General features: G+C 66.1%; 15 protein-coding genes. 6 read left to right on the forward strand and 9 right to left on the reverse strand.

What is annotated here, in order from left to right; translation table 11 throughout:
• Positions 1-126: 126 nt before the first annotated feature.
• The 6 genes from rplS to VL52_RS01950 form a co-directional block, all read right to left on the reverse strand.
• Positions 127-495, reverse strand: coding sequence for a 50S ribosomal protein L19 (gene rplS / locus VL52_RS01925; RefSeq protein ID WP_021476697.1), 369 nt, complete (start codon positions 493-495; stop codon positions 127-129).
• A gap of 3 nt (positions 496-498) precedes the next feature.
• Positions 499-1,266, reverse strand: a complete 768-nt coding sequence (gene trmD / locus VL52_RS01930) for a tRNA (guanosine(37)-N1)-methyltransferase TrmD (protein ID WP_046155480.1) — start codon at positions 1,264-1,266, stop codon at positions 499-501.
• Entirely contained in the window at positions 1,266-1,775 is a 510-nt protein-coding gene (gene rimM, locus VL52_RS01935; protein WP_052729057.1) for a ribosome maturation factor RimM, read from the reverse strand. The genes trmD and rimM overlap by 1 nt, the downstream gene beginning before the upstream one ends.
• Before the next feature lie 34 nt (positions 1,776-1,809).
• Positions 1,810-2,061: a 30S ribosomal protein S16 gene (gene rpsP / locus VL52_RS01940; protein WP_011137222.1), complete on the reverse strand. Its 252-nt coding sequence runs from the start codon at positions 2,059-2,061 to the stop codon at positions 1,810-1,812.
• Positions 2,062-2,167: 106 nt separating this feature from the next.
• Complete coding sequence (locus tag VL52_RS01945; protein ID WP_046155482.1) at positions 2,168-4,843, reverse strand: bifunctional acetate--CoA ligase family protein/GNAT family N-acetyltransferase; 2,676 nt, start codon at positions 4,841-4,843, stop codon at positions 2,168-2,170.
• A complete protein-coding gene (locus tag VL52_RS01950; protein WP_046155483.1) occupies positions 4,840-5,850 on the reverse strand; it encodes a cation diffusion facilitator family transporter in 1,011 nt (336 codons plus the stop codon). Before VL52_RS01950 ends, VL52_RS01945 begins: the two co-directional genes overlap by 4 nt.
• Before the next feature lie 194 nt (positions 5,851-6,044).
• On the opposite strand from VL52_RS01950, the gene nadA reads away from it, so the two are divergent.
• The 5 genes from nadA to rpoS all read left to right on the forward strand — a co-directional run bounded on the left by nadA (position 6,045) and on the right by rpoS (position 10,632).
• Positions 6,045-6,962, forward strand: a complete 918-nt coding sequence (gene nadA / locus VL52_RS01955; protein ID WP_046155484.1) for a quinolinate synthase NadA — start codon at positions 6,045-6,047, stop codon at positions 6,960-6,962.
• A gap of 115 nt (positions 6,963-7,077) precedes the next feature.
• The gene (gene surE, locus VL52_RS01960; protein ID WP_046155485.1) at positions 7,078-7,821 is read left to right on the forward strand and encodes a 5'/3'-nucleotidase SurE; all 744 of its coding nucleotides are present in this window, start codon (positions 7,078-7,080) and stop codon (positions 7,819-7,821) included.
• Positions 7,806-8,474 (forward strand): protein-L-isoaspartate(D-aspartate) O-methyltransferase, encoded by a 669-nt coding sequence (locus tag VL52_RS01965; RefSeq protein WP_046155486.1) that lies wholly within the window; start codon positions 7,806-7,808, stop codon positions 8,472-8,474. Before surE ends, VL52_RS01965 begins: the two co-directional genes overlap by 16 nt.
• Before the next feature lie 149 nt (positions 8,475-8,623).
• Positions 8,624-9,628, forward strand: coding sequence for a peptidoglycan DD-metalloendopeptidase family protein (locus tag VL52_RS01970; protein WP_200895943.1), 1,005 nt, complete (start codon positions 8,624-8,626; stop codon positions 9,626-9,628).
• 53 nt (positions 9,629-9,681) lie between these two features.
• Positions 9,682-10,632 carry an RNA polymerase sigma factor RpoS gene (rpoS, locus tag VL52_RS01975; RefSeq protein ID WP_021475108.1) on the forward strand — a complete coding sequence of 317 codons (951 nt, stop codon included), beginning with the start codon at positions 9,682-9,684 and terminating at the stop codon, positions 10,630-10,632.
• A 44-nt stretch (positions 10,633-10,676) separates the two neighbouring features.
• Here the strand turns inward: rpoS and VL52_RS01980 are convergent, their stop codons facing one another.
• The 3 genes from VL52_RS01980 to VL52_RS01990 are packed head-to-tail and all read right to left on the reverse strand — an operon-like array spanning position 10,677 to position 14,420.
• Positions 10,677-12,590, reverse strand: a complete 1,914-nt coding sequence (locus VL52_RS01980) for a transglutaminase TgpA family protein (RefSeq protein ID WP_046155487.1) — start codon at positions 12,588-12,590, stop codon at positions 10,677-10,679.
• Complete coding sequence (locus VL52_RS01985; protein WP_046155488.1) at positions 12,587-13,531, reverse strand: DUF58 domain-containing protein; 945 nt, start codon at positions 13,529-13,531, stop codon at positions 12,587-12,589. Before VL52_RS01985 ends, VL52_RS01980 begins: the two co-directional genes overlap by 4 nt.
• Positions 13,515-14,420, reverse strand: a complete 906-nt coding sequence (locus VL52_RS01990; RefSeq protein WP_046155489.1) for an AAA family ATPase — start codon at positions 14,418-14,420, stop codon at positions 13,515-13,517. The genes VL52_RS01985 and VL52_RS01990 overlap by 17 nt, the downstream gene beginning before the upstream one ends.
• Before the next feature lie 73 nt (positions 14,421-14,493).
• Here VL52_RS01990 and VL52_RS01995 point away from each other — a divergent pair, with 73 nt between their 5' ends.
• On the forward strand, positions 14,494-15,453 hold the full coding sequence (locus tag VL52_RS01995; protein WP_046155490.1) for a histone deacetylase family protein: 960 nt from the start codon (positions 14,494-14,496) through the stop codon (positions 15,451-15,453).
• The last annotated feature ends 94 nt before the right edge of the window (positions 15,454-15,547 follow it).

Raw genomic sequence — 15,547 nt, forward strand, 5'->3', positions numbered from 1 at the left:
GCTGCGCACGCCCAAGCGCCCGAACGGCGCCGCGATCACCACCCGATAGTCCATTTCCCTTCCCCCAATAAAAAAAGCGCAAGGCCAGGCCTTGCGCTTTGATGATAGCGGCTGTCGCCGGCAGGATTAACCCTGCTTGCGGGCCGGCAGCTTTTCTTTGATGCGTGCGGACTTGCCGGTACGCCCACGCAGGTAGTACAGCTTGGCGCGACGCACGTCGCCGCGGCGCTTCACTTCAACGGAAGCCACCAGCGGGGAGTAGGTCTGGAAGGTACGCTCAACGCCTTCGCCGGCGGACATCTTGCGCACGGTGAACGCGCTGTTCAGGCCGCGGTTACGCTTGGCGATCACAACGCCTTCGTAAGCCTGCAGACGCTCGCGGTTGCCTTCCTTTACCTTGACTTGAACCACGACGGTATCGCCCGGGGCGAATGCCGGCAGGGTCTTGCCCAGGCGTGCGATTTCTTCTTGCTCGAGTTTCTGGATCAGATCCATGTTTTACTCCGGTTTTTTACGGATATCTTGTTCCTGCTGGTACTCCGCCAGCAGCCGAGATTCCTGTTTTGTCAAAACGCGGTCTTGCAGCAGCTCGGGCCGACGTTTCCACGTCCGCCCCAGCGATTGCTTGAGCCGCCATTTGGCGATCAGGGCATGATTACCGGACAACAGCACGTCCGGCACCCGCATGCCTCGATACTCTTCGGGTCGGGTGTAATGCGGGCAGTCCAGGAGACCGTCCACAAATGAGTCTTCGTACGCCGATTGGGCGTCATTCAATACGCCCGGCAGCAGCCGGACCACCGCGTCGGCCAGCACCATCGCCGGCAATTCGCCGCCCGACAGCACGTAATCGCCGATCGAGATTTCCTCATCGACCTGGGTGGCGATCAGCCGCTCGTCTATGCCTTCGTAGCGGCCGCACAGCAGGATCAGGCCTTGCCGTTGCGACAGCTCCGCCGCCTTGGCGTGGCTAAGCCTGACGCCTTGCGGCGACAGGTAGACCACGTGGCTGGCTTCGACGCCGGCTTCGCGCTGGCGCGCGCGCGCGGCGTCTATCGCCTGCTCCAGCGGCTCGATCTGCATCACCATGCCGGGACCGCCGCCATAAGGCCGGTCGTCCACCCGACGATAATTGTCGTGGGTGAAGTCGCGCGGATTCCAGGCTTTGAAATGCCAGAGCCCCAAGTCAAGCGCCCGCTGGCTGACGCCAAAGCGGGCAATCGAATCGAACATCTCCGGGAACAGCGTCACCGCGTCGATCTGCATCAGTAATCCAGACCCCAGTCCACCAGGATGCGGCCTTCGGCCGGCACCACGTCCAGCACATACTGTTCCACGAACGGAATCAGCCGCTGCTGGCCATCGTCGCCCTTCACCACCAGCACGTCGTTGGCGCCGGTTTCGAGCAGATTGTCCACCTTGCCAAGCGTTTCGCCCTGCTGATTGACCACGGCCAGACCCATCAGGTCGTTCCAGTAGTACTCGTCATCGGCGGGGGCCGGCAGTTCGCTGCGCGGAACCGCGATCTTCGAACCGCGCAACAACTCGGCGGCATCTCTGCCTTCGACGCCTTCCAGCTTGGCGGCGAGCGCCTTGGGCTGGACAGCGCCGTTCTCAAATGTATACGGCTTCCAGCTGCCGTTCTTGCCCAGCCACCAGACCGGGTAATCGAACAGGCCGTCAGCGTATTCGGTATCGGCGTGGATTTTCACCCAGCCCTTGATACCGAAGGCGCCGCGCACAAAGCCCATTACTACGAGATCTTCGTCGCGCATGCGCCCAATTCCGTCTTGATGTCGGATAGCCGGATTAAGCGGCTACGACTTTCTGCTCTTTCAGCAGCTTGGCAACGGAGTCGGACAGCTGTGCGCCAACGCCGACCCAGTAGTTCAGACGGTCCATGGTGAAGCGGACGCGCTCTTGCTTCTCGTTGGCTACCGGGTTGTAGAAGCCAACGCGCTCGATGAAGCGACCGTCACGACGGTTGCGGGAATCGGTCACCACGATGTTGTAGAACGGACGGTTCTTGGCGCCGCCGCGGGCCAGACGAATCACTACCATTGTCGATTGTCCTTGAAAAAAACGGGATATAGAAAAGCCCACGATTTTATGGCAGATTTCCCTTATCTTGCAAGCGCTTAATGCAAGACCGTCCCGAAGCGCCCGCTTACAGCGTCTTCAGCACCAGCGTCAGCGCCCTGTCCTCGGGGTGCGGCTCGACGCTAAATCCCAGTTTATGCATCAGTTTCAGCATGCCCTTGTTGCCGGCCAGGACTTCGCCGCGCATCAGCTTCAGCCCTTGTTCGCGCGCCGCGTCGAACAAGGCCTGCAGCAGCAAGGTGCCGATGCCGCGCCCCTGCCAGTCGTCGGCCACTTCCAGCGCGAACTCGCAGGCCTCGTTGTCCGGATCGGTGATGAAGCGCGCGACCGCCAGCATCTCCTCGCCGCCATCGCCTTCGCGCGTCATCGCCAGCGCCATCTCGCGGTCGTAGTCCAGCTGGGTGAAGCGGACCAGCATGCTTTGCGACAGCTGCTTGATGCTGGAAAGGTAGCGGTTGTAGCGGCTCTCCTCCGACAGGTTGCGGACGAAGGCCTGCTGCATGTCCGCGTCCTCGGGCCGGATCGGCCGTATCATCACCGGCGTGCCGTCGCGCAGCTTGGCGCACACCACCATATGAGTGGGATAAGGCATGATGGCCATGTGGCCGTAGCGTTTCTGGTCCGCGCGCGCCGGGCCGACGAAGATGCGCGCATCCAGCGCGATCACGCCCTGCTCGTCAGCCACCAGCGGATTGATGTCCATCTCCCGCAGTTGCGGCAGCTCGCACACCATCTCCGATACCTGCAGCAGCACGTGGCGCAGCTCGTCCACGTCCACCGGCGGCAGGTTCTTGAACGGCCCCAGCAATTGGCCGATGCGGGTTTGCCCTATCATGCTGTCCACCAGGTAGCCGTTCAGCGGCGGCAGCGACAGCGCCAGGTCGCGCATCACCTCCACCGCGATGCCGCCGGCGCCGAAGGCGATCACCGGACCGAGGCCGGCGTCGCGCGCCACGCCCACCATCAGCTCGCGCGCGAAGCGGCGCTTGCGCATCGGCTGCACCGACACGCCGTCGACGCGGGCATCCGGCCGCGCCTGGCGGGTGCGGGCGATGATGGCGTCGAAGGCGGCGCGCAGCGTCTCCTCATTGCTGATATTGAGCTCAACCCCGCCGACGTCGGACTTGTAGATGATGTCCGGCGAATCGATCTTCAGCACCACCGGATAGCCGATCTTGGCCGCCTGCTTGACCGCCTGGTCGGCGGTGCGGGCCAGCGTGGTCGGATTGACCGGGATATGGAAGGCCGCCAGCACCTGCTTGGATTCCCGCTCCGACAGCACGGTGCGGCCTTCGGCCAGCGCCGCGTCCATCACCTTGCGCGCGGTGTTGACGTCCGGATCGTTCCGCAGCCCCTCCAGCGGCCCCGGCGTCTGCAACAGCAGTTGCTGGTTGCGCTGGTAGTCGGCCAGATGGCGGAACACCTCGATGCCGTATTCCGGCGCGCGGAAGTGGGCGCACTTGGCCTTGGAGAACAGCTCGCGGCTTTCCGACACCTTGGCGTCGCCCAGCCAGGACAGGAACAGCGGTTTGGTGGTCTCGCGCTGCAGGCCTATCATCAGCTGCGCGGTGGTCAGGTGGTCGGTGCCGGCCTGCGGCGTGAAGATCACCATCACGCCGTCCACGCCGGGATCGTCGACGCAGGCCTTGACCGCGGTGCGGAAGCGCATCGGGCTGGCGTCGCCGATGATGTCCAGCGGATTGCCGTGCGACCAATTGCGCGGCAGCACGCTGTCCAGCAGCTTGACCGTGCCGTCGCTCAGCTTGGCCAGTTCCACGCCGTAGTCGACGGCGCTGTCGGCGGCCAGCATGCCGGGGCCGAAGCCGTTGGTGACGATGGCCAGCCGCCGGCCGCCGACGCGGTAATTGGCGGCCAACACCTTGGCGGCGGTGAACAGCTGGGCGATGGACGACACCCGCAGCACGCCGGCGCGCGCCAGCGCGGCGTCGAAGGCGTCGCCGCTGGCCACCAGATTGCTGGCGTGGGTCAGGCCGCTGGCGTCGTTTTCGAAGCGGCCGGACTTGATCACCACCACCGGTTTGGTGCGGGCCGCGGCGCGCAGCGCCGACATGAAGCGGCGGGCGTCGTGGATGTGGTGAACATGCAACAGAATGCCCTGGGTGGCGTTGTCCGCCACCAGGTAATCGAGAATTTCGCCGAAGCCGACGTCCAGCGCCCCGCCCAGCGGCACCACGCTGGAAAAGCCGATCTCCTTGCTGTCGGCCCAGTCCAGCATCGCCGCGCACAAGGCCGACGACTCCGACACCAGCGCCAGATTGCCCGGCCGCACCTTGCCGTTGTAATTGCTGGCGTTGAAGCCGGCCACCGGGCGCATCAGGCCCAACACGTTGGGGCCGAGGATGCGGATGCCGAAATGGCGGGCGATGGACAGGGCCTCGTTGATCAGCTCCTGCTCCAGCTGCTCGCTGTCGGAAAACTCCTTGGCCAGCAGCACCGCCTTGACGCCCTTCTTGCCGCAATCCTTGATCACGGCCGGCAGCGAGCGGATCGCCGTCACCACCACCGCCAGGTCCACCGGCTCCTCGATCTGCCGCACCGAGGCCACCGCCGGCAGGCCGCCCACCACCTTGTGATTGAGATTGACCGGGAACAGCTTGCCCTGGAAGGAGCTGGCCAGCAGATTGGCAAACACCGCCTGGCCGATCGAGCCCGTCCGGTCGCTGGCGCCGACCACGGCCACGGTGCGCGGGGAAAACAGCGGGGTCAGGTAATGCGGCCTCATGGGTGCTTGTCCTCGGAGATGATATCTATCGGTACCGGCTTGCCGGCGGGCGCGGATGCCGGCCATTCCGCCTGCAAGGTTACGTGATCTATGCAAAATTCGCGCGACAGCATCAGCTGGCATGCGGCCAGGATGCGCGGCCAGTCCTGCGGCGCGGCGATGCGCACATGGGCGGACAGCGCCGCCCGCTCGGCCGACATCGTCCACACGTGCAGATCATGGACCGAGCGGACGCCGGCGATGCCCGACAGCGCCTCGCCGATGCGGTTGTAGTCCAGATGCGCCGGCACGCCCTCCATCAACACGATCACCGCCTGGCGGATCAGGCGCCAGGCCGCCGCCAGCAGCAGCAACGCCACCAGGATGGACAGCAAAGGGTCCGCCGCCGTCCAGCCGGTGAGGTAGATGATCACGCCGGACGCGATGGCGGCCACCGAGCCGAACAGGTCGCCCAGCACATGCAATAGCGCCGCCCTGCTGTTCAACGAATGCGCGCCGCGGCTGAGCACCCAGGCCGCCAGCACATTGACCGCCAGGCCGATCGCGGCGATCAGCATCACGCCCATCCCGTTCACCGCATGCGGCCGCAGCAGCCGCTCCGCAGCCTCCGCGACGATGAAGACCGACAGCCCGAACAGCAGCAGGCTGTTCAGCAGCGCGCCCAGCACCTCGGCCCGGCCATGGCCGAACGACAGCCGGTCGGTGGCCGGCCGGCTGCCGATGCGGGCCGCCCACAGCGCCAGCAGCAGCGACAGCGAATCGGTCAACATGTGGCCGGCGTCGGACAACAGCGCCAGCGAGCCGCTCCACCAGCCTCCCAGCGCCTCCACCAGCGCGAAGCCGCAAGTCAACGCCAACACCTTGGCCAGCGCGCGGCTGCTCAGCCGCCGGCCGTCTCCGCCCTCCGGACCGCCGTGGCGGTGCAGATGCGAGTGGTTGGCGTCGTGATCGTCGTCGTGGGCGTGATCCACGCCGTCCTCATCATGCAGATGGAAACCAGGCGTCATTTTGACCTCCGACAAACCACTGACAGATGCATTTCAGCCACGGCACCCGGTGAAATTAACCCAGTGCGATACCCAGCCAGTGGCGCAAGCTTTACAATATTGCTAACCTTTACAGTTTCGCAACAAACGTTTATTGCGCCGCAGCATTCAACCGGCCGGGGCCCTTCTCCCGGTCTGGCAGGAGCCGAAACACCATGACGAAACGCGTCGTCACCCTCGCTCATTATTACACCCAGCCGGAAATCCAGCAGATGGCCGACAAGGTGGGAGACAGCCTGGAACTGTCCTTGTACGCCAAGGAGGCCCAAGCCGACATCATCGTGTTCGCCGGGGTGCGCTTCATGGCCGAGACCGCGAAGATCCTCAACCCCGAAGCCACGGTGATCCTGCCTGACGCAGGCTCCACCTGCTCGCTGGTGACCCAGACCGACGTCGCCGAGCTGACCCTGTGGCGCAAGCGCTATCCGGACCACGTGCACGTGTCCTACATCAATTCCAGCGCCGAACACAAAGCGGTGTCGGACTGGATCGTCACCAGCCGCAACGTCGACGACATCATCGCCCACTTGTACGCCGAGGGTAAGCAGGTGATCTTCTCGCCTGACCGCAATATGGGCGGCTACCTCAACGACCAGTACGGCTACGACATGCCGCTGTGGTCGGCGGTGTGCGAGGTGCACGACAAATTCAACGAGGCGGCGCTGAACGAGGCTTTCGAGGCCGTGCCCGGCGAGAAATACCTGATCGCCCACCCGGAAAGCCCGCTGCCGGTGCTGAAGAAAGCCGATTACGTCGGCTCCACCTCCGGCATGCTGAACTGGGTGAAGGCCTACCAGGGCGGCGCCAAGGCGGTGATCTTCGTCGCCACCGAGGACGGCATCCTGTACAACATGGGCCTGGCCCGTCCCGACCTAGACCTGCGCCAGGCGCCGATTTACGCCGGCTGCCAGTGCAACTCCTGTCCTTACATGAAGATGAACACCATCGAGGCGGTGAAGCGCGCGCAGCAGGGAGAAGGCCTGGCCATCGACTACCTGAGCCCGGAACAGATGGACGCCGCGCGCGTGCCCATCGAACGGATGCTGGAATTCAGCAAACGCTACTACGCCTGAACAGGCTAGACAAACCCGCCTTCCGCGGGTTTTTTTACGCTCCCCGCGCCCACGCCGCGCTATCCGCCGTCATGCTGGCGGCGCTACAATCGGGCGATACACACGGAAAGACAGTATGAAGTTTCTGCTCAGCAACGACGACGGTTATTTCGCGCCTGGACTGGCCATGCTGGCCCAGACGCTGCAGCGCTACGGCGAAGTGGCGGTGGTGGCGCCTGAGCGCGACCGCAGCGGCGCCAGCAACTCGCTGACGCTGGACCGCCCGCTGACGGTGCGCAAGGCTGCCAACGGCTTCCATTACGTCAACGGCACCCCGACCGACTGCGTCCACCTAGCGGTCACCGGCTTCCTCGATTTCAAGCCGGACATGATCTTCACCGGCATCAACCACGGCCCGAACATGGGCGACGATACGCTGTATTCCGGCACCGTCGCCGCCGCCACCGAGGGCTTCATGCTGGGCATTCCCTCCATCGCCGTCTCGATGGCCGGCCACAGCGGCAAGCATTTCGCCAGCGCCGGCAAAGTGGTGGAGCAGTTGGTGGAGCGCTGCCAGGCAGATCCGTTCCAACAGCCGGTCCTGCTCAACGTCAACGTTCCCGACGTGCCGCCGGAGGAACTGGGCTCCATCCAGGTCACCCGCCTGGGCCGCCGCCATGCCGCCCAGCCGGTCATCAAATCACAGAATCCCCGCGGCGAGACGATATACTGGGTAGGACCGGTCGGCGCGGTGCAGGATGCCGGCGCCGGCACCGACTTCGGCTGCGTCGCGTCCAAACAGGTGTCCGTCACGCCGCTGATGCTGGATCTGACCGCCTACGGGCAACTGGACAGGATTTCCACATGGCTGCACCGCTGACCCCGAACGCCCAGGCCTACGGCATGCTGTCCGAGCGCACCCGCCGCCGCATGAGCGACCGCCTGCGCCAGCACGGCATCAGCGACGAGCGGGTGCTGTCGGCGATGCACGAGGTGCCGCGCCATCTGTTCGTCGACCAGGCGCTGGCCACCCGCGCCTACGACGACGTGTCGCTGCCCATCGGCCACGGCCAGACCATCTCCCAGCCGCTGACCGTGGCGCGGATGACCGAGCTGCTGATCCAGGGCCGGCAGCCCGGCAAGATACTGGAGGTCGGCACCGGCTGCGGCTACCAGACGGCGGTGCTGCTGAAGACCGGCGCCGAGGTCTATTCGATTGAACGACTGGGCGCGATTCTTGACCAAGCAAGACGCAATCTGCGCGCCGCCAAGCTGGTCCATGCCCGGCTGGTGCACGGAGACGGCAATGCCGGCCTGCCCGAAGCCGCGCCCTTCGACGGCATCATCATCACCGCGGCCGCGCGGGCGGTGCCGGCGCCGCTGGTGGACCAGCTGGCCGACGGTGGCCGCATGGTGCTGCCGCTGGGCGAGGCCGAGCAGCACCTGTGGCTGCTGGAAAAGACGGCTCAAGGCCTGCAAAAGACCCGGCTCGACCCGGTCAAGTTTGTTCCGCTGCTGAACGGACGCAGTTAAGACTGCAAAAACGCAACACTTGATCTGTCAGACAATCAATCAAAACACTTATTCAACATTTGAACAAAAAAAACATGCTAAAAATGCATTGCAGGTATGCGCATATATTAGTCGCCGCAATAGCGGCCGGTTTGGCCGGTTGCAGCAGCATGGTGCAACAGGCGGCTCCGGTGGAAAGCGCCGCGCCGGCGCGGGTCGCCCAGGCGGCTCCGGCCAAGGTTGAAACGCCGTCCGCCCCGCACGACGCCACCGTGGCCGCCCCCTATCGGGACCAGGGCAGTCTGAAAGTCCAGCCGGTGGCGGATGACGCGGCCGCTGAAAACGGCAACACTTACGTGGTGAAACCCGGCGACAACCTGTTCCGGATTTCCCTGAACCACGGGCTGAAGTACAAGGACGTGGCGGCATGGAACAATCTGCCCGACAACAGCATCAAGGTCGGCCAGGTGCTGCGCTTGTCTCCTCCGGGCGGAGGCGCGGCAAGCCCCGCGGCGGACAAGCCGTCAGCCGCGCCGATCGTGGCGGCGGGCGAGACGGCGAAGAATGCCGGCGGCTCCAGCGTCAAGGCTTATCCGAAGGCGTTGAAGCTGCCGTACAGCAGCGAAGCGGTGAAGAATCTGCCGGCCCAGAGCGAGGGACGCGCAGCCAACAACAACAACAACGCTCAAACATCCGCTCCCGCGGTTGCCACGCCGCCGGCGAAGAAGCCGGAAGCCAGCGCAGTCGTCGCGCAGGCCCCGGTACCGGCCAAGGAAGCCAGCGCACCCAGCGCCAAGCAGGAAGAAGACGCGGTGCCCTGGGCCTGGCCTACCGAAGGCAAGATGACCAAGGGATATTCGGACAGCAACAAGGGCATCGAGATTACTGGCCGGATGGGCCAGCCGGTGCTGGCGGCCGGCGACGGCAAAGTGGTGTACAGCGGCGCCGGGCTGAGGGGTTACGGCAAGCTGATCATCATCAAACATAACAAGACCTTCCTGTCCGCATACGCGCACAACAGCCAGTTGCTGGTCAAGGAAGGACAGTCTGTCAAGAAAGGGCAGAAGATTGCCGAAATGGGCAATTCCGATGCCGACCAAGTCAAGCTGCATTTCGAGATCCGCCGCTTCGGCAAGCCGGTGGACCCGATGCAGTATCTTGAACACAAGTCCTGACCGGGCGTGGCCACCCACCCCCGTCGGGACAAGACAGCGACGGGGGTAGAGAGATGAGCAACGAAATAGACATCCTCGACGAGGATGACATTCTTGACGAAGACAATGGCGAAGAAAACGCAGCCGAAGCCGAGGCAGAGGAAAGCGCCGAAAGCCCAGCAGTCTTCGAGGACGTGGTAGCCGACGTCACCCAGATCTATCTGAACGACATCGGCAACAACGCGCTCTTGACGCCGCAGGAAGAACTGGCGCTGGCCAGGCGGGTGGTGGCCGGCGAGTTCGAAGCCCGGCAGAAGATGATCGAGCACAATCTTCGGCTGGTGGTGAACATCGCCAAGCACTACATCAACCGCGGGCTGGCCCTGCTCGACCTGATAGAGGAAGGCAATATCGGCCTGATGCACGCGCTGGAGAAGTTCGATCCCGAACGCGGCTTCCGCTTCTCCACCTATGCCACCTGGTGGATACGCCAGAGCATAGAGCGTGCGATCATGAACCAGTCCCGCACCATCCGCCTGCCGGTGCACGTGATCAAGGAGCTGAACGTCTACCTGCGCGCCTCGCGCCACCTGGAAAGCCAGATCGGCCGCGAACCCAGCGTGGAGGAGATCGCCCACTTGGTCGGCAAGCCGGTGGAGGACGTGCGCAAGGTGCTGAACCTCAACGAGCGCATGGCCTCGCTGGACGCGCCGCTGGACATCGATCCGATGCTGTCGATCGGCGAGTCCATTCCCGACGAGCAGCACGAGGAGCCTGAGCTGCAGCTGCACAACAGCCAGCTGGAGATGTTCGTCCACGACTGGCTGAGCCAGCTGAACGAGAAGCAGCGGCTGGTGATCGAGCGCCGCTACGGCCTCAACGGCTACGAGATCTGCACGCTGGAGGAGCTGGCCGCCTCGCTGAACCTGACCCGCGAACGCGTGCGCCAGATTCAGATCGAAGGCTTGGAGCAGCTGCGCCGCATCTTGCGCCGCAAAGGCATCTCCCGCGACTTCCTGCTCTGAAGTCCGCCAGACGCAGCCCCGGCCCGGCCTCCCGCCGGGCTTTGTCATTTCCAGCGCCGCGCCCGCCTCAGCCACCGTTTTTCGCGCGCGCCGTCGGCAACGGTTCGCCGATAACGCAGTTCGATATATTCATCGACCAACGCTTTCAGGCGATTGAAATCGTCGCGCGGCAGCCCGCGCGCCGCCTTCAGCCGCTCCAGCGGCCCCTGCGCGCGCGGCGCCGCGATGCCCCTCTTCTCCAGCCGCCTGCGCAATGCCTCCCAGCCTGCGGGCAGCGGCTCCGCCGCCGGCCTCCTGCGCCACCACAGGGCCAGCGGCATCATCGCCAGCGCCATCGCGGCCGCCAGCGCGCGCAACACGCTGGCGGCATCCACCCGTTCGCCCAGTCCCAGCCATCGGAACAGCCCCTGCTGGCGTTCCGCGTCATAGCCGACCACCCACTGCTGCCAGGCGAAGTTGGCCGCAAACCATTGCTGGCGGGCGCGCCTCAGCCACTGGGGCGGCAGTGCCGCCGCCATGCCGCTTTCCGTCCTCAGCGCGGGCAGCGCCTGCTCCACGCCCAGCGCCAGCCGTCCCGGCGATACCGCGGCCGTCGGATCCACCCGCTGCCATGCGCCATCCAGCCAGACCTCCACCCAGGCGTGCGCGTCCGACGAGCGCAACTGCCAGAAACGGCCGACCGGGTTGTATTCTCCCCCCTGATAGCCAACCACCACCCGCGCAGGAAGCCCCGCCGCCCGGGCCAGAAAAGCGAACGAGGACGCGTAGTGCTCGCAGAAGCCCTGGCGGCTGGCGAACAGGAAATGATCCACCGCCTGCTCGCCCAGCAGCGGCGGCTGCAGGGTGTAGCGGAAGCCGCCGCGCCTCAGGAAGTCCAGCGCCGCGCGCAGGAATCCGCGGCCGTCCCCGCCCGCCGCTGCCAATTGGACGGCCAGCGCCCGGCTTTGTGAATTCCCAGGCGGCAAACGCAGATAGAAGGCCCGCCGGGGCGGACTCAACGCTGCCGGGCTGCGCGCGCCCAGCCGGCTTTCCTGCGCATAACCGAGCAGCTCGTCGCTGCGCGAGTCTTGGCGCAACAGCCCGCCGCCCTCCAGATGACTGCCCGGTCCGGCTCCGGACGCCAGCTCCAGCGCCGGCAAGCGCCCGCGGTCGGCCCGCAGCGTCAGGCGGTAGCGCAGAATGCGTCCCGCCGCCGGCTCATCCCGCTCATCCCGCTCGCCTCCCAATCCTTGCCAGCGGCGGCCGTCGAAATCGTCCAGCAGCGCCACCCGCCAGTACAATTGATCCTGCCGCGGCGCGGCGCCGTCGAACGCTGCGGAAAACGCCGGCTCCCGGTTCAGGATCAGCCGGCTGATGCTGCCCGGCTCCATATCGTCGCCCAGGCCGCTGGAAGCGGTTTGCGGCGGAACGCTCAGACTCCACAACGGCTGCGGCAATCGCGGCATCGCCACGAACAGAGCCAGCATCAGCGGCAGCGACAACGCCAAGGCTTGCCAGGCGTGCCGCCAGCTGCCGCGCGGCAGCGCGCCGGCCAGCCTCGCGGCGGCCCAGGTCAGCAACAGCATGGCCAGCGCCAGCCAGGCCGCCATCAGCGGCGACTGGTCGAACAGCAGCGGCGTCGCCGCCAGGAAAAAACCCAAGGCCGTCAGCACACGCCAATCGCGCAGCGTGCGGGTCTCGAAGGCTTTGAAAGCGATCAGCATGGTCAGCAAGGCGACGCCGCCCTCCCGCCCCACCAGCGTGCCCAGATTCATCCACAGCGCCGCGGCCGCCATCGGCAGCGCCGGCAGCAGCAGCCAGCGCGGCGGCAGCGCCGGCCGCCAGCCGCGCCACAGCAGGGCCAGCGCGCTGCCTGCCGGCAGCCAGAACGGCAGATGCCAGGCCAGCGGCGACACGATCCACAGCAGGGCCAGCAGCACCGGCCAGCGGTTCGGCTCCTGCCCGGCCGCCGCCGTCACCGCGCGCTCCCGAACAGCGCCAGCGCGCCCAGGGCCAGCTCGCGCTGGCGCGGTTGCGGCCCGATTTCGCCATCCGGCAGGCACAGCCGGTAGCGCTGGCGGCGGCGCTCGCACTGCTCCACTCGCCAGGCCAGACGGGACAACCTCCGCTCGGGATCGGACTCGCCGGCGTAATCGTCCCAGCCCAGGCGCTGCAGCCCCGCGCCGGCCTCGGCGGAAAAACGCTTGCTGGCCAGCAGATCGCGCCGCGCCATCACCTTCCAGGCGATCTGCCTGGGCGTATCGCCGTAGCGATAGGCGTCCAGATGGGAAAAATCCTCATCCCCGACGCCCTCGCCTCCCCCCTTGCCGGCCTCCGCCTCCCGGCGTCCCCTGGCCGCATCCGGCAGCGGGGCCGGATAAGCCAGCACCCGCGCGCGCAGCTTCAACACCGCCCACGCGCGCACCAGGCCAAACGGCGCGTCGCTTTCCACCACGCAGGCCGGCAAAAGCAGCCAGCCTCGCCTGGGCGAAAGCACCTCCAGCGTCAACCGGGCATCGCCCATGCCCTCCAGCTCGCACGCCTGTGGCCCGCCTCCCTCGGCGGCGACCCGCAAGCGCCTGGCGGCGGGTGTCCGGTTCTCCAGCAGCAGGGAAAACCGCGCGGCCTCGCCGGCGAACACGGCTGGGCCTCCGTCGGCGCTCAGCCTCAGCCCGGCCAACTGCCGGTAGGCCATCAGCACCGCCACCAGCAGCAAGCCCGCGATCCAGAACGCCAGCGCGTAAGCCAGGCTGACCTGGTAGTTGAGCGCGCCCAGCCAGACGGCCAGGGCCACCGCCATCAACAGCAGGCCGAAACGGGTGGGCAGCAGATAAATGCGACGCTGCGACAACTCGCAGCGGTCTTCCTGCGGCAGACGCGACCACCACCAGCGCCGCAGACGCTCACGGAATGGCGACATGGGCGAGCAGCTTGTCCAGTTCCGGCTCGACCGGCGCGCCGGACGCCGACTGCAAGCGATGAGCCGCCACCGGCGCGAAAATCGCCTTCACATCCTCCGGCAGCAGATGGTCCCGCCCCGCCAGCAGCGCCCAGCCGCGCGCGGCGGCGGCCAGCGCCTGCCCGGCGCGCGGACTCAGCCCGGTGGCGAACATCCCCGGCCTGCGCGTCGCCTCCAGCAGCGCCAGCAGGTAATCGGCCAGCGCCGGCGACACCGTGACCGCGGCGGCCTTCTGCTGCAGCGCCAGCAGCTCGCCCGGCGCCATCGTCGCCCGGAAACGCTCCAGCAGCGCGCGGCGGTCCTCGCCCATCAGCAGCGCGCGCTCGGCCTCGCGCGGCGGATAGCCGAGCGAGATCCGCATCAGGAAACGGTCCAGCTGGGACTCCGGCAAGGGAAAGGTGCCCATCTGCTCGCCGGGGTTCTGGGTGGCGATCACGAAGAACGGCGCCGGCAACGGGTGGGTGTCGCCGTCTATCGAGGCTTGGCGCTCTTCCATCGCCTCCAGCAGCGCCGACTGCACCTTGGGCGACGCGCGGTTGATCTCGTCAGCCAACAACACCTGGGTGAACACCGGCCCCTTGTGCAGCTCGAAGCGGCCGCTGTCGCGCTGGTAGATGCTGACGCCCAGGATATCGGCCGGCAGCAGGTCGCTGGTGAACTGCACCCGCCGGTATTCCAGCCCCAGCACGGCGGCCAGACCGTGCGCCAGCGTGGTCTTGCCCACGCCGGGCACGTCCTCGATCAGCAGATGGCCCCGCGCGATCAGGCAGGCGAAAGCCAGCCGGATCGCCTGCGGCTTGCCCAATATCAGCGTGTTCAGTTGCCGGTAGGCCTGGGAGAGTGATTGCATTTGACCCCGCTTGCGCGCAGTATTTATCAAATTCACATATCGCAATCCCATTGTAAGCACGCGGGGAGCATTCGTGTTCACTTGGCTGAAAAACCGCCTGCAGCGGAACGGGCTGACCGCCTACGTCACCCATCCCGACTGTCTGCAACACAATATGGGGGTGGGCCACCCAGAGTGCCCGGAACGATTGACCGCCATCCGCGACCAGCTGATGGCCTCGCAGATTTTCGACTCGCTGCAGGAGGTGGAGGCGCCCGAAGTCGGCTACGAGCAGCTGGCTCGCGTGCATCCGCCGCGCTACGTCGAATATCTGGAAGCCTGCGCGCCCAGCGTGGGCACCTTCCGCATGGACCCGGACACCGCGATGTCGCCGGGCACGCTGCAGGCGGCCCGCCGCGCGGCCGGCGCGGTGGTGAAGGCGGTGGAGCTGGTGGCCGAAGACAAGGCGCCCAACGCCTTCTGCGCGATCCGCCCGCCCGGCCATCACGCCGAAAGCGACAAGGCGATGGGCTTCTGCTTCTTCAACAACATCGCCGTCGGCGTCGCCCACGCGCTGGCCCACTACAAGTTCGAGCGGGTGGCGGTGGTGGATTTCGACGTCCACCACGGCAACGGCACCGAAGAAATCCTGCGAGACGATCCGCGGGTATTGATGGTGTCCATCTTCCAGCATCCTTTCTATCCGTACAGCGGCGACGAGCCTATGGGGCCGAACATGCACAATGTGCCGCTGAAGGCAGGCAGCGGCGGACGCGAATTCCGCGAAGCGGTGGAAAACGTCTGGCTGCCGCTGCTGCATGAATTCCAGCCGCAGATGCTGTTCATCTCGGCCGGCTTCGACGCCCACCGCGAGGACGACATGGGTTCGCTTGGATTGATCGAGTCCGACTATGAGTGGGTGACCCGCCACTTGGTGGGAATCGCCGACCAATACTGCGCCGGCCGCATCGTGTCGGTGCTGGAGGGCGGCTACGACCTGTCGGCGCTGGGCCGCAGCGTCGCCGCCCATATCCGCGTGCTGTCCGATGGCTGAACCTCCTGCCTCCGCCCGGTTCCAGCCAGGCTCCGGCGCGGAAGCGACCCGGTTTCGGCCTGCGCCGCCTCACGGTCCGGGACAGTATTTCAAA

Origin of the sequence: Chromobacterium vaccinii, from assembly GCF_000971335.1 — a bacterium.
Taxonomy (GTDB): Bacteria; Pseudomonadota; Gammaproteobacteria; order Burkholderiales; family Chromobacteriaceae; genus Chromobacterium; species Chromobacterium vaccinii.